Raw genomic sequence first — 17,646 nt, 5'->3', positions numbered from 1 at the left:
TCGCGAGGAGGACCGTCATGACACTCGCCAGCACCGAGGAGTCGCTCGCCAGCCAGACCTACCGGACGCTGCGCCGGCAGATCATCCTCGGCCAGCACCCGCAGGGGTCGCGGCTCGTCGAGGCCTCACTGGCCGCCGAGCTGCACGTCTCGCGGCTGCCGGTGCGCGAGGCCGTGCCGCAGCTGGCCAACGAGGGCTTCGTGCGGATGCTGCCCCGTCGCTCCACCCGCGTCGCGCAGTGGAGCGTCGAGGACGTGGTTGAGCTCTTCGACGTCCGGCTGAGCCTCGAGACGCTCGCCGCGCGCCTCGCCGCGCAGGCCGTCGCCCGCGGCGCCTCCCTCGCTCCGCTGCTCGACGCGATCGACGCCGAGCACCGCGCCCTCGACAGCGAGGACTGGCTGGAGGTCGCCGAGACCTCGACCGTCGTGCACGAGGCGATCGTCGAGGTGGCCGGCAGCGCCCTGCTCTCCTCGCTGATGCGCGCCGTCACCGGCCGGATGACCTGGCTGTTCTACCTGACCAGCGCCCGCGACCAGCGCCAGCAGTCCGACGAGCACCACGGCCTGCTCGACGCGATCCGCGCGGGCAACGACCGCCTCGCCGAGTCGATCGCCTTCACCCACATCGAGAAGGGCCGCGCGCCGTCGCTCGCGATGATCGGGGAGTAGCCGATCCGGGCACGCAGAGCGCGCCGACCCCGGCACGCTGAGGCGTCCTCCTCCTACGATGGACGGCACGCACGCCGAGGAACGGGGAGAGTCGATGAGCGTCCGGATCCCCGTCAGCGCCGAGGTCCTGCGGTGGGCTGCGGAGCGCGCCGGCTGGTCCGAGACCGCGATCCGCGAGCGCTTCCCCCGCTTCGACCGGTGGCTCGTCTCCGACCCGCCGCCGACGCTCCCGCAGCTGCGGAGCTTCGCCCGCGCGGCCCGTCTCCCGTTCGGCTACCTCCTCCTCCCGACGCCGCCCGAGGAGACAGCGGGGATCCCCGACCGCCGGACGCGCGGCGGCGCGCAGAGGCGGGAGCTCTCGCCGGATCTCCGGGACACCCTCTCCACGTGCCAGCGCCGTCAGGGGTGGTACCGCGACTTCGCCCTCGCTCACGGCCTCGTCGAGATCGCCCTCGTCGGGTCCGCCTCCCTCGACGAGCCCGTGGAGATCGTCGCCGACCGCATCAGCACGATGATCGGCTTCGACAGGGAGCGACGCGGTCGCTTCCCGAGCTGGGACGCGGCGTTCCGACGGCTCATCGATCTCGTCGAGAGTGCCGGTGTGCTCGTGTCCGTCAGCGGCGTGGTCGGCTCGGACACCCATCGGGTGCTCGACCCGCAGGAGTTCGGCGGGTTCGCGCTCGTCGACGACTACGCGCCGCTCGTCTTCGTGAACGCCGCCGACACCAAGGCGGCGCAGATCTTCACCCTCGTGCACGAGCTGGGGCACATCGTCGCCGGGGAGTCCGCGCTCTCCGAGGTCGGATCGACCGGATCCGCGCGCGACGAGCACGAGCGCTGGTGCGATCGGATCGCGGCGGAGATGCTCGTCCCCCGCGCGACCCTGCCCGGTGAGTTCCGGGGCACGACCGACGCCGAGGAGCTCGACCGCCTGGCGGCGCTCTACCGGGTGAGCACGCTGGTCGTCCTCCGTCGCCTCGTCGACATCGGCCTGATCGACGAGGACGAGTACTGGTCCCGCTCCGGCGACGAGGCGGATCGAGTGCGGGAGGCGGCCCGATGGGCCCGCCGGAGCGGTGGGAGCTTCTACCGGACCCAGCCGCTCCGCCTCGGGAGACGCTTCGCTCGAGCGGTGATCTCGGACGCGCGGAGCGGTGGGACGACCTACGGCGAGGCCTACCGGCTCCTCGCACCACGAAGGCCGAGACCTTCCGGAAGCTGGCCGACGAGCTGGGCGTCGCGTGAGGTACCTGCTCGACACGAACGTGCTGATCGAGGCCAAGAACCGCTACTACGCCTTCGATCTCGCCCCGGGCTTCTGGGAGTGGCTCGAGAGGGACGCGGCCGCCGGCGTCATCGGGAGCGTCGAGCAGGTGCAGGAGGAGATCGTCGCCGTCGAGGACGAGCTCGCGGTCTGGGCGCGCGCTCATCGAGAGCTCTTCTCCCGGGTGGATGCCCGGACGGCCGGCGCGCTCGCCGATCTCGCGCTCTGGGCCCCCGCGGGGCGCTTCACGCGAGCGGCGGTCGACGAGTTCCTGAACGTCGCCGACTGCTTCCTGGTCGCCCACGCCGCTGCCCACGGGCACACGGTCGTCACCCACGAGGGGTTCCAGGCGGATGCGCGGCGCCGGATCCTCATCCCGAACGCCTGCCGCGCGCTCGACGTGCCCTACTGCGACACCTTCACCCTGCTGCGCACTCGAGACGTCCGGCTCGGTCTCGCGGCCTGACTGCGCCGGGCTCCGCCCCTCCGCGCCCGGCTCCACCGCGGCGCGGCGGCCGAGCGCTCAGTGGCGCAGCGTGTGGCTCGGCAGCTCCTGGAAGCGGGTCTGGTAGGCGCTCGCGAAGCGGCCGAGGTTGCCGAAGCCCCAGTCGCGGGCCACGGCGGCGACGGTCGTCGAGCAGGGGTCGCCCTCGACGAGGTCGTGGTGGGCGCGGTCGAGGCGGACGTCGCGGAGGTAGACCGACGGCGAGACGCCGAGGTGGCGCTGGGTGGCCTGCTGCAGGGTGCGGGTGTGCAGGCCGGCGGCGCGGGCGGCGTCGGCCGGGGTGATCGGCTCGTGCGCGTGGTGCTGCAGGAAGTCGAGGGCGACGCGGGTGCGCGAGGCGGAGGGGCGACGGAGCACGGCGGGGACGTCCCAGGCGCGCCACGGGAAGAGCAGCAGCAGCGCGCGAGCCAGGTTGAGCTCGGCGGTGAAGCGCACCAGCGGGGCGATCGCAGCGCTCGCGAGCGCGGCCGTCGCGTCGGTCACGGCGGTCCGCCAGCGGGCGAGCACGCCGGGGTCGGCGTCGGCCTCGTGGTCGAAGGAGACGGGCTGGCGCGGGCCGGAGTGCGACTCGGTCGCGACGTCCTCGAGGAAGCCGGGCGCGAAGTGCACGAGGTTCTGGCGGTGCGGCTGGTAGGCCAGGCCGAACTGGCGCTCGGCGGGCAGCAGGAACGGCGCGGACGCGGCTCCGGTGCGGGTGAAGGGGCGCAGGTTGAGCTGGCCGCCGCCGGCGCGGAACCAGCCGACGACGTACTCGCGCAGGTGCGCGATCTCGCCGGTCAGCGCGCCCGCGCAGTCGGAGGTGCGGAGGGTGACCCGCTCGCTCCCGCGGTAGGCGTAGCGGAAGGAGAAGCCGCGCGAGCCCGGCTCCACGCGGAACGAGCCGCCGCCGTACGCCTCGGCGTAGACCGCGGACGCCTCGGCGGGGTCGCCTCCGGCGGCCTCGAACCGGCGCTCGGTGCCGCCGGAGAGGTCGCCGGCGGAGGCGAAGGGGCTGCCCATCGTGAAGGTCGAGCCGGGGGTCGCAGTCGAACCGGGGACGGCCGGGCGTGCCGTCGGTGGCGAGGAGGTGTGCATGGTCGGGCTTCTCTCGGGGTCTGGGAGATCAGAGGCGGACGGGGGTGGGCCTCGGGGCTCTACAGATACAGACGGGTCGACGGCCGGAAACGTCACGGATCCGGGGCGCGCTCGCAATCCGGCCAGCGGATTCGCCGGAGAGGGTGGAGGCTGATAGGCATTCGGAGCGGCGCCTGCGGAGAACGCCCGCAGGCGCGGAACGACGGCGGAACGGCGGGAGGTGGCGATCGTGGCGGAGGCACTGCCCGCGGCGCAGCCCGACGACGCGCGGCCCAACGACGCGCTGCCGGACGACGCCCGGCCCGACGATCCGCTGCTCCGCGCCTCCGACGCCACGCTCGCCTCGCGGGCCGTGGACGGCGACGTCGCCGCGTTCGAGCAACTCGCCCGGCGCCACGGCGCGCTGATGCGGGTGTACGCGGCCAAGCTGCTCGGCTCCGAGGTGGAGTCCGACGACATCGTGCAGGAGGCGTTCCTCACCGGCTGGCGCCGCCTCGGCGACCTGGACAGCCCCGCGCACATCCGGAACTGGCTGATGCGGATCGTGTCGCACAAGGCGATCGACCGGATCCGCGTCCGGCGCCGCCACGACGACATCGACGACTGGGACCCGCCCGCGCCCGCCGAGCACTCGCCCGAGCGGATCGTCGAGGCGCGGCTCCAGCTGGACGCCGTCTGGGAGGCACTGGACCGATTGCCCCCCGATCAGCGACGCTGTTGGCTGCTCCGCGAGACCGCCGGCTACAGCTACCAGGAGATCGCCGACGCTCTCGAACTCCCCGTCTCGACGGTCCGCGGCCTGCTCGCCCGAGCCCGCCGCTTCCTGCTCCACGAACTGGAGGCATGGCGATGATCGACGCAGACGACGCCGTGCCCGAGGACGGGCTGCCCGTGGACGGCGTGCCCGAGAGCGGTGTGCCCGAGGACGCCGTGCCCGAGGACGGCGTGCTCGACGACGCCGCGCCCGACGACGCCGCGCCCGAGGACGGCGTGCCCGAGGACGACGCGCCCGAGGACGGCGTGCCCGAGGACGACGCGCCCGACGACGACCTCGACGGCCACACGCTGGAGGAGCTCGGCGAGTACCTCGACCGCGGGCGCACCCCGGTCGACCCCTCCATCGAGGGCTCGGCCGCCTGCCGCCTGGCGCTCGCGAACCTCACCCGACTGAACGAGCTGTCCGCGAGCGCGCTGCGCCGACGCGCCGACGAGGAGCCGGACCGCGACGAGGTCTGGATCGCCGGGCTGCTCGACGCGATCCGGTCCGAGGTGCGCTCGGGGCGCGACGTGCCGATCCGCCACCCCGACCCGACACTGCGGCTCGCCCTGACCGAGGCGGCGGTGCGCGGGATGATCCGGCGCGCGGGCGACACCATGGGCGGCGTCATCATGGGCCGCTGCACGCTCGACGGCGACGTCGCGGCGCCCGGCGCGGTGATCCGGATCGACGTCACCTTCGCGCTCGAGTTCGGGATCCCCGTCGCGACGGTCGCGGACCGCCTGCGCGAGCGGATCCGCTACGCCCTCGAGCGGCACACCGAGCTCGTCGTCGGCGCGATCGACGTCACCGTCGACGACGTGTACCCGAGCAGGGAGGACCAGCCGTGACCGACAGCACTGCGACCGACGGCACCGGGACGGACGGCGCCGCTCACGACGACACCGCCCACGACGACACCGCGCTCTCGCAGCGCCTGACCGCGGCGATCCGCGAGACCGCGGGCGTCACCGGCGTGTACCCGGCGCAGCCACTGCTCGAGGCGGCCGCCGATGCGCTGGCCGTGAAGCTCGCCCTGCGGCAGCCGGACGTGCTGGTCGACATCGACCGCTCGGACGGCTTCACCACCGTGACCGCGCACATCGCGGCGACTGCGGCGCTGCCCGCGCCCGAGACCCTCCGCGCGGTCGGCGAGGAGCTGCGGCGCCTGCTCGACGCGGAGCCGTCGGTGACGGGCCCGCTCGCCGTGAACGTGAAGGTCCGCCTGATCGAGGACTCGGGCCGCGCCGCGGACTGACGCGTCGATCGTGCGCCGTGACGCCGGTCAGGCGTCGATCGAGCGCTGCACGCCGGTCAGGCGTCGATCGAGCGCTGCACGCCGGTCAGGCGTCGATCGTGCGCTGCGCGCCGGTGCCGGGGCTCGCCCCCGCGTCTGCCGGCCCCGCGTCGGCCGTCCCCCCGTCGGCCGGCCCCTCGTCGGTCACCCCCACGTCGCTCGTCCCCACGTCGCTCGACGCGAGGCTGATCCGGCGCGGCTTCGCCTTCGCGGCGATCGGGATGCGCAGCGTCAGCACGCCCGCCGTGTAGTCGGCGTGCACGCTGTCGGTGTCGAGGGAGTCACCGAGGACGAGCTGGCGGCTGAAGACGCCCCACTGCCGCTCGGCGGCGACGGGGTCGGCGCCCTCGGGGAGGTGGCCGGCGCGCTCGGCGCGCACGGTCAGCACGTTCCGCTCGACATCGATGTCGATCCGCTCGGGCCGGACGCCGGGCAGGTCGAGCTCGACGACGAAGTCGTCGCCCTCGCGCCAGGCGTCCAGGGGCATCACGGTCGGTCGGGCGGCCGTGCCGAAGACCTGCCGGCTGAAGCGGTCGAGGTCGCGGAACGGGTCCTGCTGCAGAAGCATCATGGTCTCCTCACTCGCTGGAAATCGGTCGCCACCGGGCCTTTCACCGGTGGCATACAAGTATTTACAACGGCGGGAGCGCCCTCGCAAGAGCGTCTCAGCGAACCCCGAGGAAGTCGCGCCAGGCGGGCTGATCGGGGTCGTGACCGGGCCAGACCTCGACGGGCCGGCCGTCGAGTCCGGGCTGCGCCGCGAGGTCCGCGAGCCGCTCGACCGAGCGCTGCGCGGCGTCCGCGTCGGACGGGCGGGCCGTCCAGCCGCAGGCGGTGCGCTCGTCGAGGTTGCGCTGCAGGTCGGCGGCGTCGCAGGCGAGCACGATCGAGCGGTCGGCGAGGTCGATCCGGAACGACTGGTGGCCCGGCGTGTGCCCGCGGGTGTCGAGCGCAGTGACTCCGGGGGCGAGAGCGGTGTCGCCGTCCAGGAGCAGCACGCGCAAGTCGGCCTCGAGCAGATCGGCGGGGACGACGGTCTCGCGGCGGCCGAGGCCCTCGCCGAGCCACTCCCACTCCCGCCGCTGCAGGGCGACGGGGGTGCCGGCCGGGACGAGGCGCAGCCCGCCGGTGTGGTCGAGGTGCAGGTGCGAGAGGGCGACGAGGGCGAGGTCCTCCCAGCGCAGGCCGGCCGCCGCGACCTGCTCGGCGAGCGCGTCGCCGGGCGGGACGACGGCGGTGTAGCTCTCGTAGTCGTAGTGCGCGGCACGCTGGGCGGGGTCGCGGACGCGGTCGAGGTGGAATCCGCCGTCGATCAGGATCCAGGAGTCGCCGAGGTCGATCGCGGCGCCGGTGACCGGTTCGAGGAGGAAGCGCGCCGGGTCACCGCCGCGGAGCGAGATCGACTCGGCGATCGGCTCGTGGCCGAGCACGAGCGGGACGAGGCGGCGGGGGCGGGACAGCGGGAAGGCGCCCGGCCAGTCGTCGGCGATCATGCGAGCCTCCTGGAGCACTTCAGATTGGATCCAATATAGTCATGAATGAATCCACTGATCCACTCCCGCACGAGACGAGGGCTCGCATGACCGGCGCCATCCCGATCAACATCCCGATCACCACCGAGATGCTCCACTGGGGCCGGCGGCCGACCTACGAGATGGTCGAGCAGATCGTGGACGGCTACCCCTCCGACGTCTCGCGCTGGCTGATCGGCGCGCACACCGGCACGCACGTCGACGCGCCGTCGCACTTCGTGCCGGGCGGCGCGACCGTCGACGAGATCGCGCTGGAGAGCGTGGTCGGGCCGGTCCGGGTGCTCGACCTGCGGCACGTCGCGGAGGAGATCACCGACACGGACCTCGTCGCGGCCGGCGCCGAGGGGGCGGTGCGCGTGCTGTTCCGCACGCGCAACTCGACCGACGCGCTGACCCGCGCGGTGAAGTCGGAGACCTGGGTCGGCCTCGCGCCGAGCGGTGCCCGCTGGCTGGTCGAGCACGGCGTGCTCTTCGCGGGGCTGGACTACATGACGATGGAGGCGCCCGCGCACACCGAGGAGTGGCCGACCCACGTGATCCTCTGCGGCGCCGGCGTCGTGATCCTCGAGAACGCGGACCTCGCGCAGGTCGAGCCCGGCGACTACCTGATGGTCTGCCAGCCCGTCGCCTTCGAGGGCCGCGAGGCCGCCCCCGCCCCGACGGTCCTGCTCCCCCTCCCGTGACCCCCTCCCCGCGAGATGCCACTTATGAGCGCGACACGCCGTGGAAAGCGCTCATAAGTGGCATCTCGCGGAGGGGGTCAGACTCGCGGCGGGGGTCAGACTCCTGCGGGCTCCAGGGCTCCCTGCTGCTCGCGGTCGAGCTCGGTGCGGACCGAGCGCTCGCCGGCGAGCTCGCGCGGGGTGCGCGGGGCCAGGAGGCCGACCACGATGAACGTGCCGAAGCCGATCGCCGCGGCGACGAGGGTGGCGTAGCCGTCGAAACCGGCGCCGATCAGGTCGTTCGGGACGTAGAGGATGTCGTTCGGCACGCCGTAGAGCGTCGGGGTGAGCGCCAGGAAGACCAGGCGGACGACCAGGCCGACGCCGGCGGCGGTGAGCGCGGCGACGACTCCGGGGCGCTTCCAGAAGACGCCGAGCAGGAACGGCGCGGCGAGGCAGGCGAGCATGATGTCGAACGCGAGCGTCAGCAGGATGCCGGTCTGGCTGACCCGGATCGCGAGGAACGAGCCGAGGATCACGATCGGCACCATGGCGACGCGGGTCCAGCGCAGCAGCGGGTCCGGGCCGCTGCCGGAGTGGCGGCGGACCGAGAGCACGTTGCGGACGACGATCGCCGAGGTGGCGAGGATGGCGCCGGAGGCGGTCGAGAACGACGCGGCGACGACTCCGGAGAGCACCAGGATCGCGATGACCGGCGGCGCGTAGTCGGCGAGCAGCGTGAACAGGACCGGGCCGTCGGCGGCCGAGAGGCCCAGGACGGCGGTGGCGCTGAGGGCGACGATCGCGAAGATCGAGCCGATCGCCGCGGTGCCGACGGCGGCGGCGTAGCAGGCGCGGCGGGCGACCTCGGGCGACTTGGCGCCGAAGATCCGCTGCATGAAGTCGATCGCGACCAGGTCGCCGATGCCGAGGGCGACGAGCGTGGCCCAGTTGACGGGGGCGCCCATCGCCGGGTCGGTGAGCTGCTCGAAGTCGAACGGCCCCATGCCCTCGGGGATGACGATGCCGTAGGCGAGCGCGACCCAGACCAGCAGCGAGATCGCCGCGACGACCGTGATCACGGTCTGGATGGCCGCGGTGTACGCGTCGGAGAAGAGGCCGCCGGCGATCGTGTAGCTGAGCACGAGCGCGACCGAGAGGATCACGCCCCAGGCGTACGGGATGCCGGCGAAGCGCTCGAGCAGGAAGCCGCAAGCCACCAGATTGCCGGCCAGCAGGATCGTGAAGGAGAAGACCATGATCACCGAGGCGACGACCTCGGTGGTGCGGTCGTAGCGCATCCGGAAGAAGTCGGCGAGGGTGAAGAGCTTCATCGCGTTCATCGGCTTGGCGAGGAAGAGACCCGTGATCAGGAGGCAGATCGCCAGGCCGATCGCGAGCGAGGCGCCCGCCCAGAAGCCGAACTGCGAGGTGAGGTCGGTGTTGCCGACGGTGGCGTTCGAGTCGACCGCGGCGGCCGTCAGGCTGACGGCGACGAGCGGGATGCCGAGGCGGCGTCCGGCGACGAGGTAGTTGGCGCTGTCGCCGTCGATCTTGCGGGCGACCGCGATGCCGACGGCGAGGATCACCACGACGGTGATCCCCACTCCGAGGATGATCATGCGTGCTCCGAGCTGCTGGGTGGTGCGGCGGGGTGTTTCTATCGGTTGATAGACACGGATCCTGCCGCGCGCTCGGTCGCGATTCTTTTCGGGCGTGGGTCGATCCTGTTAACTCCGGCGCGCGGCCCCCTCGGCGAGAACTCGAAAGTTGCGGTAGTCGACGCCGAGTACCGCAACTTCTGGAGGATGGGCGGGGGCTCGGGGCGTGCGGCAGGCCGGACGGGCGGGGCGTCAGCGCAGGTGGGCGAGCAGGGCCGGGCCCGCGGCGAGCGCCTCGGCGACGGCGGGGCGCGGGAGGTCGAGGACGCGCAGGGCCGCGAGGGCGACCGCCTCCGCGGAGGGGCCGGGCTCGGCGGGCTGCCGGCGGCGCTGGAGGATGACGTTCTCGACGAGGGCGAGCACGAGGGAGGCGCCGGTCGCGGGGTCGGCGGCGCCGCAGGCCGCGACGAGGGTGCGGTAGGCGGTCTCCAGCTCGGAGCGGCGCTCGCGGAACACGGCGAAGCGCTCGTCGCCGAGCTCGGGCAGCAGGTAGAGCGCGCCGACGTTGTGCTCGCCGGCCGCGAGCAGGCGGGCGTCGGAGACGCAGAGCGCCCAGAGGCGCGCGGCCGGCGGCTCGTCGCGGGTGAGCAGCACGGCGGCGGCGTCGAGCGAGGGCTGCACCGTGCCGAGCAGCAGCTCGAGCAGCACCGCGTGCTTGCCGCCGAAGTGGTGGTAGAGCGAGGCCTGGCGGATGCCGGCCGCCGCGGCGATGGCGTGCGTGCTGGTGCCGCCGAACCCCTCCGTGCAGAAGAGCGCCGCGCTCGCCGCGAGGATGTCGGCCCGCGTCCCCTGCCCCGTGAGCGACGCCCCGGAGGCGCGCGGCCGTCCGGGGGGTGCGCTCGACATGCGCTCGACCGTAGCAGCGCCCGGAGCCCCCTCCGCTCCTCAAAAGTTGTCGTACTCGACGCTCCGGTACGACAACTTCTGGAGAGTGGGAAGGGGTGGGACGCGCGCGAAACACGATCGCAACGTCGGGGTCACAGCGGCGACACGGGGGCGCGGTTGACTTCCTGTCGAGTGATAGAAACCCCGGCAGCGACCGGACCAGCAGACGGAGCAGGCGCAGCATGACGACATCAGGCACCTCGACCACGGCGGGTGCGCGCGAGCACGCCCGCGCCCAGGAGGCGGCGGCGGCGAGCACGCGCCCCGACGCGCCGGAGGGCGTCACCCCGGCGGATCTGCGCTGGTCCGAGCGGATCGAGGGCGGCGGCTACGGCCACCGCGTCCTCGCCCGCGGGACGCACCTCCGCCTGACCGACGTCACGGGAGACGCCTGCGTCTCGCTCCTCGTCTACAACGCGCTGGAGCCGCACGAGCGGCTGAACGTCGCGGACACCGTCAAGGTGCAGTGGCAGGTCTACGCGGGCGCCGGCCAGCTGCTGCTCAGCGACCAGGGCCGCGTGCTCGCGAGCGTCGTCGCCGACGACTCCGGCCGGCACGACACGATCTACGGCACGACCGCGCTGGCGCGGAACGTCGAGCGCTACGGCGACGGCTCGCCGCAGGGCCCGTCGCCGGCCGGTCGCGAGCTGCTGCTGCTCGGCGCCGCCAAGCACGGGCTGGGGCGGCGCGATCTGCCGCCGAGCGTCTCGTACTTCCAGGGGGTGCGGATCCGCGAGGACGGCAGCCCGGAGTGGCTCGGCGGCGCGGGACCCGGCCGCTCGGTGACGCTGCGCCTCGAGATGCCGGCGATCGTCCTGCTGGCGAACACCGCGCATCCGCTCGACCCGCGGCCGGAGTTCACGGTCGGCGCGGTCGACGTGCACGCCTGGGCGGGCGAGCCGGCGAGCGCCGACGAGCGCGCCGCCACTCCGGAGGGCCGCCGCGCCTTCCTGCAGACCGACGAGTACCTGAGCGCGAGGGGCATCGCATGAGCACCACCGGCACCGACACGAGCACGAGCACGAGCAGCACCGGCACCACCACCGCCTACGGCACCGAGACCCACCGCGAGACCGTCGCGGCCCGCGCCCCCTGGTCGCGCCTCCTGAAGCGCGGCGAGCACCTGACCATCGTCGACGTCGACGGCAACCAGGCCGTCGACTTCCTCGCCTACGACGCGGAGGACCGCACCGCCTACTCCGCCGCCGCGACCCTGCAGGCGCAGGAGACGGTGTACCTGGTCACCGGCTCGGTGCTCCGCGACGCCGAGCACCGCCCGCTGCTGACGGTCGTGGCGACCGACGTCGAGCGCCACGACACCCTCGGCGGCGCCTGCTCGAAGGAGAGCAACGCCCTCCGCTACGGCTTCCACACCACGGCGCAGCACGCCTGCGCCGAGAACTTCGTCGCCGAGCTCTCCCGGCACGGGATGGGCAAGCGCGACCAGGTCTCGAACGTGAACTGGTTCATGAACGTGCCGGTGGACCCGGACGGCGCCCTCGGGATCGTCGACGGGATCTCCTCCCCCGGGCTCAGCGTCGTGCTGCGGGCCGAGCGGGACACCCTCGTCGTCGTCTCGAACTGCCCGCAGATCAACAACCCGTGCAACGGCTTCGACCCGTCGCGCGCCGAGATGATCGTGCACAGCGGCGAGAACGCGGGAACGGGCAGCGCATGACCTTCGACACCCTCCTCGTCGCCAACCGCGGCGAGATCGCGGTCCGCATCCTCCGCACCGCGAAGGCGATGGGCCTGCGCACGGTGGCGGTCTACTCCGACGCCGACCTCGGCGCCGCGCACGTCGCGCTCGCCGACGAGGCGGTGCGGCTCGGCCCGGCGCCCGCGGCCGACAGCTACCTGCGGATCGACCGGATCCTCGCGGCGGCCGCGCAGACCGGCGCCGGCGCGATCCATCCGGGCTACGGCTTCCTCAGCGAGAACGCCGAGTTCGCGCGCGCCTGCGCGGCGGCCGGCATCGTCTTCGTCGGCCCCACGCCCGAGCAGCTGGAGGTGTTCGGCGCCAAGCACACCGCGCGCGACGCCGCCGAGCGCGCGGGCGTGCCGCTGCTGGCCGGCACCGGGCTGCTCGACGACGCCGACCACGCGGCCCGCGAGGCCGACCGCATCGGCTACCCGGTGATGCTCAAGGCGACGGCGGGCGGCGGCGGCATCGGCATGCGCGCCTGCCGCGACGAGGCCGAGCTGCGCGCCGCCTGGCGCGAGGTGCGGCGCCTGGCCGAGGCCGGCTTCTCCTCCGCCGGCGTCTTCCTGGAGCGACTGGTCGAGCGCGCCCGGCACGTCGAGGTGCAGGTCTTCGGCGACGGCACCGGCCGCGTCGTCTCACTCGGCGACCGCGACTGCTCGCTGCAGCGCCGCAACCAGAAGGTGGTCGAGGAGAGCCCCGCCCCGGATCTGCCGGACGCCGTGCGCGAGCGCATCGCGGAGGCGTCGCGCCGGCTCTGCGCCGAGGCCGGCTACCGCAGCGCGGGCACGGTCGAGTACATCTACGATCCCGTCCGGCAGGAGGCGGCGTTCCTCGAGGTGAACACCCGCCTCCAGGTCGAGCACCCGGTGACGGAGTCGCGCTACGGCATCGACCTGGTCGAGTGGATGCTGCGGCTCGCGCAGGGCGAGACCGGCTTCCTCGACGTGGTCCCGGAGCCGAGCGGTGCGGCCGTCGAGGCGCGGGTCTACGCGGAGAACCCGGACCTCGGCAACGCGCCGAGCTCCGGCACCATCACGGGGCTGCAGTTCCCCGACGACGTACGCGTCGACGGCTGGATCCGCCCCGGCAGCGAGGTCTCCACCTCCTACGACCCGCTGCTCGCGAAGGTGATCGTGAGCGGCGCGACCCGCGAGGAGGCCTGGGCCGCGCTCGGACGGGCGCTCGCCGCCACCCGGGTCGACGGCATCGCGACCAACGTCGGCCTGCTGCGGGCGATCGCCGCCGAGCCCTCGGTGCTCGCGGCCGAGCACTCCACCGCGACCCTCGACGACCTGCGCGACGCGAGCCCGCGCGTCGAGGTGCTGAAGGGCGGGATGCTGACCACCGTGCAGGACGCGACCGGGCGCCTGGGCTACTGGCCGGTCGGCGTGCCGCCGTCGGGGCCGATGGATCCGCTGTCGTTCCGGCTCGGAAACACCGCGCTCGGCAACCCGGAGGACGCGCCGGGACTCGAGATCACGATGAGCGGGCCGACACTCCGCTTCCACACCGCCACCCGCGTCGTGCTGACCGGGGCGCCCGCGCCGGCGACCCTCGACGGCGCGCCGATCGCGCCGTGGGAGCCGGTCGCGGTGCCGGCCGGCGGCGTCCTCGCCATCGGCACGGCCGAGAGCGGCATGCGGCTGTACCTGCTGGTCGAGGGCGGGCTCGACATCCCGCTCGTGCTCGGCTCGGCCAGCACCTTCGACCTCGGCGCGATCGGCGGGCACGCGGGGCGCGCGCTCGCCCCGGGCGACGTGCTCGGGCTGCGGACGCCGAGCGTCCCGAACACCGTGGCGGTCGTGCCGGCGGAGGAGCGCCCCGCGTTCCCGCACGCCTGGACGCTCGCCGCGCTCGAGGGCCCGCACGCCGCTCCGGAGTTCTTCACCGAGGACGACATGGCCGTCTTCTACGCCAACGACTGGGAGGTGCACTTCAACTCGGCGCGCACCGGCGTCCGCCTGCTCGGCCCGAAGCCGCACTGGGCACGCGAGGACGGCGGCGAGGCCGGGCTGCACCCCTCCAACATCCACGACACCCCGTACGCGGTCGGCGCCGTCGACTACACCGGCGACCTGCCGATCCTGCTCGGACCCGACGGCCCGAGCCTCGGCGGCTTCACCTGCCCCGCGAGCGTCGCGACCGGCCACCTCTGGCGGCTCGGGCAGCTCCGCCCCGGCGACACGGTGCGCTTCGTGCCGGTCACCGCGGCGCAGGCGACCGGGCTGCTCGACGCTCCGCTCGACGAGCCGGCGGCGGGCCGCGCGGCGGTCGACGACCAGGGCGTGCTGCACCGCCGGCCGGCGCACGACGGCGATCCGTCGCTGGTGCTGCGCCGGAGCGGCGACGCGAACCTGCTCGTCGAGATCGGCGAGATGAGTCTCGACCTCGCCTCGCGGATGCGCGTGCACGCCATCGCCGAGACGCTCGAGCAGGCGGCCCTGCCGGGCGTGATCGAGCTGACCCCGGGCATCCGCTCGCTGCAGGTGCACTTCGATCCGCGGACGACTTCGACCGACGCGGTCGCCGAGGCGGTGCTCGCGGCCGAGGCGCTGCTGCCCGCGACGGCGGATCTGCGCGTGCCGAGCCGCACCGTGCACCTGCCGCTGGCCTGGGACGACCCGTCGACGCGCGAGGCGATCCGCCGCTACATGGCGGGCGTCCGCGACGACGCGCCCTGGTGCCCGTGGAACATCGAGTTCATCCGCCGGATCAACGGCCTGGACAGCGTCGACGAGGTCTACCGCACGGTGTTCGAGGCGGAGTACCTGGTGCTCGGGCTCGGCGACGTCTACCTCGGCGCACCGGTCGCGACTCCGCTCGACCCGCGGCACCGCCTGGTGACCACCAAGTACAACCCGGCGCGCACCTGGACGCCGCAGAACGCCGTCGGCATCGGCGGCGCCTACCTCTGCATCTACGGGATGGAGGGGCCGGGCGGCTACCAGTTCGTCGGCCGCACGGTGCCGATCTGGTCGACGCACCACCAGGCCGGAGCGTTCGAGACCGGCGTGCCGTGGCTGCTGCGGTTCTTCGACCGCATCCGCTGGTACCCGGTGGAGCCGGACGAGCTGCTCGAGCTGCGCTCCGAGATGGCCGCGGGGCGGCTGCCGCTGCGGATCGAGGAGGGCGAGTTCGGGCTCGCGGAGTACCAGGAGTTCCTCGCGGAGAACGCGGAGTCGATCGCGGACTTCCGCGCAGTGCAGGCCGGGGCCTTCGGCGCCGAGCGCGCCGCCTGGGAGGCGTCCGGCGAGTTCGACCGCGTGGAGGCGGTGCCCGCGCCGCCCGCGTCCTCCGCCGTGGAGATCCCGGACGGCTGCGAGGGCGTCGAGGCGCCGTTCGTGGCGACCGTGTTCCGGATCGACGTCGCCGTGGGCGAGACGGTCGCGGCCGGGCAGACGCTGGTCGCCCTCGAGGCGATGAAGATGGAGGCGCCCGTGACGGCTCCGGCGGCCGGGCGCGTGGTCGCCGTGGTCGCCGAGGTCGGGGCGCACGTGGCCGCGGGCACGGTGCTCGTGGTGCTGGAGACGAGGGCCGCGCAGGCCGAGGAAGAGGACGCAGCATGATGGACGACCCCGCGCTTCACGACCCCGCGGCGCACGTCGCCGAGCGCTACCGGCGGCTGGCCGCGCGGCCCGAGGCGTTCGTCGCCCTGCGGCCCGAGGCCGAGGTGGCCGCGGAGCTGGCCGCCGTCGATCCGGCGCTCCCGCTCGCCGGGCTGCTGTTCGCGGTGAAGGGCAACATCGACGTCGCGGGGCTGGAGACGACCGCGGCCTGCCCGGCGTTCGCGTACGCGCCCGCCGAGGACGCGACCGTCGTGGCGCGGCTGCGTGCGGCGGGAGCCGTGGTGCTCGGCTCGGCCAACCTCGACCAGTTCGCGACCGGTCTCGTCGGCACCCGCTCGCCGTACGGCGCGGTGCGGCACGCCGTCGACCCTTCGCGCATCTCCGGCGGCTCGTCCTCCGGCTCCGCGGTCGCGGTGGCGCTCGGCGGCGCCGACTTCGCACTCGGGACGGACACCGCGGGCTCCGGGCGGGTGCCGGCCGCGTTCCACGGGCTGGTCGGGCTGAAGCCGACCAAGGGCTGGGTCAGCGCCGCCGGCGTCGTGCCGGCCTGCCGGAGCCTGGACGTGGTGACGGTCATGGCGGCGGATCCGGCGATCGCCCGGCGCGCGCTCGACGTCATGGCCGGGCCGGATTCGCGCGACCCGCTCAGCCGCAGCGGAGTCGCCGAGCCGTTCGCGGCCACCGCGCGGATCGGCGTCCCGCGGCCCGGGCAGCTCGGCGAGCTCGCGTCCGGCTGGGCCGAGGCCTTCGACGCCGAGGTGGCGCGCTGGAGCGAGGCGGGCGCGACGCTGGTCGAGCTCGACATCGAGGTGTTCCTCGAGACCGCGCGGATGCTCTACGACGGCGCGTTCGTGGCCGAGCGCTACGCGGCAGTCGGAGCGTTCGTCGACGCGCACCCGGACGAGGTGGACCCGGTCGTCGGCGGCATCGTCTCGCGGTCGCGGGAGCTGCCGGCCTGGAAGCTCTTCCAGGACCAGGAGCGGCTGGACCGCGCGCGGGTGGTGTCCGACGCCGTGTTCGAGCGGATCGACGCGCTGCTGCTGCCGACGACGACCGAGCACCCGACGCTCGCGGCCGTCGCCGCCGACCCGATCGGCGTCAACTCGCGGCTCGGGCGCTTCACCAACTTCGCGAACCTGCTCGACCTGGCCGCCGTCGCCTACCCCGCGGGAGTCGTCGACGGGCTGCCGTTCGGCGTCCAGCTGATCGGGCCCGCCTTCTCCGACCACCAGCTCGCCGATCTCGTCTGGAGCCGCTCATGAGCACCGCCGCCGCGAGCACCGTCCTCCTCGCCGTCGCCGGCGCGCACCTGCGCGACCAGCCGCTGCACCACCAACTCGCGGATCGCGACGCGGAGCTCGTCCAGGCGACGACCACCAGCGCCGACTACCGCCTCTACGCACTGTCGACCGTGCCGCCGAAGCCCGGCGTCGTGCGCGTCGCCGAGGGCGGCGCGGCCCTCGAGGTCGAGGTGTACCGGCTGACGGAGGCGGCGTTCGGCTCCTTCGTCGCGGCGCTCCCGCAGCCGATGGCCATCGGCTCGGTCGCGTTGGCCGACGGCTCGCTCGTCAGCGGCTTCCTCGTCGAGCCGATCGCCCTCGCCGGCGCGGACGACATCACCGCCTTCGGCGGCTGGCGCGCCTACCTCGCCCACTGACCGACGCCGGATCTCGATACGCCCGCATGCATGCTGGTCGAGTAGCCCCGCAGGGGCGTATCGAGACCCACCCACCGGACGACGGTGGATCTCGATACGCCCGCTCCGCGGGCTACTCGATCAACATGGAATGCGCCCGCTCCACCGGCTCCTCTTTCCACCTGGAGGGGCGCGCCCCATGCTGGTCGAGTAGCGCGCAGCGCGTATCGAGACCTCATGCTGGTCGAGTAGCCCCGCAGGGGCGTATCGAGACCCACCCACCGGACGACGGTGGATCTCGATACGCCCGCTCCGCGGGCTACTCGATCAACATGGAATGCGCCCGCTCCACCGGCTCCTCTTTCCACCTGGAGGGGCGCGCCCCATGCTGGTCGAGTAGCGCGCAGCGCGTTCCATGCTGGTCGAGTAGCGCG

At 73.8% G+C, this 17,646-nt stretch carries 15 protein-coding genes and 2 pseudogenes; 12 read left to right on the top strand and 5 right to left on the bottom strand.

Going from position 1 to position 17,646, the window contains the following annotated elements; translation table 11 throughout:
- Nucleotides 1-17: 17 nt before the first annotated feature.
- From EDF17_RS15320 to EDF17_RS15310, 3 genes and pseudogenes are all read left to right on the top strand, one after another.
- Nucleotides 18-668 (top strand): GntR family transcriptional regulator, encoded by a 651-nt coding sequence (locus EDF17_RS15320; protein ID WP_123447463.1) that lies wholly within the window; start codon nt 18-20, stop codon nt 666-668.
- A 58-nt stretch (nt 669-726) separates the two neighbouring features.
- A pseudogene (locus tag EDF17_RS20535) lies at nt 727-1,587 on the top strand (ImmA/IrrE family metallo-endopeptidase); the annotation flags it as partial.
- A gap of 322 nt (nt 1,588-1,909) precedes the next feature.
- Nucleotides 1,910-2,398 (top strand): DUF4411 family protein, encoded by a 489-nt coding sequence (locus EDF17_RS15310; RefSeq protein WP_123447462.1) that lies wholly within the window; start codon nt 1,910-1,912, stop codon nt 2,396-2,398.
- Nucleotides 2,399-2,455: 57 nt separating this feature from the next.
- On the opposite strand, the gene EDF17_RS15305 is transcribed toward EDF17_RS15310, so the two are convergent.
- The gene (locus EDF17_RS15305) at nt 2,456-3,511 is read right to left on the bottom strand and encodes a helix-turn-helix domain-containing protein (RefSeq protein WP_123447461.1); all 1,056 of its coding nucleotides are present in this window, start codon (nt 3,509-3,511) and stop codon (nt 2,456-2,458) included.
- Between the two features lie 229 nt (nt 3,512-3,740).
- Between EDF17_RS15305 and EDF17_RS15300 the strand changes: the two genes are divergently transcribed.
- Genes EDF17_RS15300 through EDF17_RS15290 form a run of 3 tightly spaced genes read left to right on the top strand, consistent with a single transcriptional unit; the run spans nt 3,741 to nt 5,526 of the window.
- Complete coding sequence (locus EDF17_RS15300) at nt 3,741-4,364, top strand: sigma-70 family RNA polymerase sigma factor (protein WP_311316445.1); 624 nt, start codon at nt 3,741-3,743, stop codon at nt 4,362-4,364.
- Nucleotides 4,361-5,119: an Asp23/Gls24 family envelope stress response protein gene (locus tag EDF17_RS15295; RefSeq protein ID WP_133672105.1), complete on the top strand. Its 759-nt coding sequence runs from the start codon at nt 4,361-4,363 to the stop codon at nt 5,117-5,119. Before EDF17_RS15300 ends, EDF17_RS15295 begins: the two co-directional genes overlap by 4 nt.
- Nucleotides 5,116-5,526, top strand: a complete 411-nt coding sequence (locus tag EDF17_RS15290) for a hypothetical protein (RefSeq protein ID WP_123447459.1) — start codon at nt 5,116-5,118, stop codon at nt 5,524-5,526. Before EDF17_RS15295 ends, EDF17_RS15290 begins: the two co-directional genes overlap by 4 nt.
- A 214-nt stretch (nt 5,527-5,740) precedes the next feature.
- On the opposite strand, the pseudogene EDF17_RS15285 reads toward EDF17_RS15290, so the two are convergent.
- Both EDF17_RS15285 and EDF17_RS15280 read right to left on the bottom strand, forming a co-directional pair.
- Nucleotides 5,741-6,133, bottom strand: a pseudogene (locus EDF17_RS15285) (Hsp20/alpha crystallin family protein); the annotation flags it as partial.
- Nucleotides 6,134-6,230: 97 nt separating this feature from the next.
- Nucleotides 6,231-7,058 (bottom strand): N-acyl homoserine lactonase family protein, encoded by an 828-nt coding sequence (locus EDF17_RS15280; RefSeq protein ID WP_123447458.1) that lies wholly within the window; start codon nt 7,056-7,058, stop codon nt 6,231-6,233.
- Between the two features lie 86 nt (nt 7,059-7,144).
- Here EDF17_RS15280 and EDF17_RS15275 point away from each other — a divergent pair, with 86 nt between their 5' ends.
- Nucleotides 7,145-7,780 (top strand): cyclase family protein, encoded by a 636-nt coding sequence (locus EDF17_RS15275; RefSeq protein WP_123447457.1) that lies wholly within the window; start codon nt 7,145-7,147, stop codon nt 7,778-7,780.
- A 95-nt stretch (nt 7,781-7,875) separates the two neighbouring features.
- Here EDF17_RS15275 and EDF17_RS15270 read toward each other — a convergent pair whose 3' ends face one another.
- Entirely contained in the window at nt 7,876-9,381 is a 1,506-nt protein-coding gene (locus EDF17_RS15270; protein ID WP_123447456.1) for a sodium:solute symporter family protein, read from the bottom strand.
- Between the two features lie 231 nt (nt 9,382-9,612).
- Nucleotides 9,613-10,266: a TetR/AcrR family transcriptional regulator gene (locus EDF17_RS15265; RefSeq protein ID WP_123447455.1), complete on the bottom strand. Its 654-nt coding sequence runs from the start codon at nt 10,264-10,266 to the stop codon at nt 9,613-9,615.
- A gap of 221 nt (nt 10,267-10,487) precedes the next feature.
- On the opposite strand from EDF17_RS15265, the gene EDF17_RS15260 reads away from it, so the two are divergent.
- The 5 genes from EDF17_RS15260 to EDF17_RS20180 are packed head-to-tail and all read left to right on the top strand — an operon-like array spanning nt 10,488 to nt 17,233.
- Nucleotides 10,488-11,297, top strand: coding sequence for an urea amidolyase associated protein UAAP1 (locus EDF17_RS15260; protein ID WP_123447454.1), 810 nt, complete (start codon nt 10,488-10,490; stop codon nt 11,295-11,297).
- Complete coding sequence (locus EDF17_RS15255; RefSeq protein ID WP_123447453.1) at nt 11,294-11,983, top strand: urea amidolyase associated protein UAAP2; 690 nt, start codon at nt 11,294-11,296, stop codon at nt 11,981-11,983. The genes EDF17_RS15260 and EDF17_RS15255 overlap by 4 nt, the downstream gene beginning before the upstream one ends.
- Nucleotides 11,980-15,576 carry an urea carboxylase gene (uca, locus tag EDF17_RS15250; protein WP_123447452.1) on the top strand — a complete coding sequence of 1,199 codons (3,597 nt, stop codon included), beginning with the start codon at nt 11,980-11,982 and terminating at the stop codon, nt 15,574-15,576. The genes EDF17_RS15255 and uca overlap by 4 nt, the downstream gene beginning before the upstream one ends.
- On the top strand, nt 15,573-16,838 hold the full coding sequence (gene atzF / locus EDF17_RS15245; RefSeq protein ID WP_208110625.1) for an allophanate hydrolase: 1,266 nt from the start codon (nt 15,573-15,575) through the stop codon (nt 16,836-16,838). The genes uca and atzF overlap by 4 nt, the downstream gene beginning before the upstream one ends.
- Nucleotides 16,835-17,233: a hypothetical protein gene (locus tag EDF17_RS20180; protein WP_208110624.1), complete on the top strand. Its 399-nt coding sequence runs from the start codon at nt 16,835-16,837 to the stop codon at nt 17,231-17,233. The genes atzF and EDF17_RS20180 overlap by 4 nt, the downstream gene beginning before the upstream one ends.
- Nucleotides 17,234-17,646 lie beyond the last annotated feature (413 nt).

Origin of the sequence: Rathayibacter sp. PhB1 (assembly GCF_004362935.1) — a bacterium.
GTDB lineage: Bacteria > Actinomycetota > Actinomycetes > Actinomycetales > Microbacteriaceae > Rathayibacter > Rathayibacter festucae.
Note: the sequence above shows the minus strand (reverse complement) of the source record. Positions and strands in the feature narration are given on the sequence as shown.

Bases quoted from the DNA above. Each gene is read 5' to 3' on its own strand.
- EDF17_RS15320 (WP_123447463.1), top strand. From the start codon at position 18: ATGACACTCGCCAGCACCGAGGAGTCGCTCGCCAGCCAGACCTACCGG.
- EDF17_RS15305 (WP_123447461.1), bottom strand. From the start codon at position 3,511: ATGCACACCTCCTCGCCACCGACGGCACGCCCGGCCGTCCCCGGTTCG.
- EDF17_RS15295 (WP_133672105.1), top strand. From the start codon at position 4,361: ATGATCGACGCAGACGACGCCGTGCCCGAGGACGGGCTGCCCGTGGAC.
- EDF17_RS15280 (WP_123447458.1), bottom strand. From the start codon at position 7,058: ATGATCGCCGACGACTGGCCGGGCGCCTTCCCGCTGTCCCGCCCCCGC.
- EDF17_RS15275 (WP_123447457.1), top strand. From the start codon at position 7,145: ATGACCGGCGCCATCCCGATCAACATCCCGATCACCACCGAGATGCTC.
- EDF17_RS15270 (WP_123447456.1), bottom strand. From the start codon at position 9,381: ATGATCATCCTCGGAGTGGGGATCACCGTCGTGGTGATCCTCGCCGTC.
- EDF17_RS15265 (WP_123447455.1), bottom strand. From the start codon at position 10,266: ATGTCGAGCGCACCCCCCGGACGGCCGCGCGCCTCCGGGGCGTCGCTC.
- EDF17_RS15260 (WP_123447454.1), top strand. From the start codon at position 10,488: ATGACGACATCAGGCACCTCGACCACGGCGGGTGCGCGCGAGCACGCC.
- EDF17_RS15255 (WP_123447453.1), top strand. From the start codon at position 11,294: ATGAGCACCACCGGCACCGACACGAGCACGAGCACGAGCAGCACCGGC.
- uca (WP_123447452.1), top strand. From the start codon at position 11,980: ATGACCTTCGACACCCTCCTCGTCGCCAACCGCGGCGAGATCGCGGTC.
- atzF (WP_208110625.1), top strand. From the start codon at position 15,573: ATGATGGACGACCCCGCGCTTCACGACCCCGCGGCGCACGTCGCCGAG.
- EDF17_RS20180 (WP_208110624.1), top strand. From the start codon at position 16,835: ATGAGCACCGCCGCCGCGAGCACCGTCCTCCTCGCCGTCGCCGGCGCG.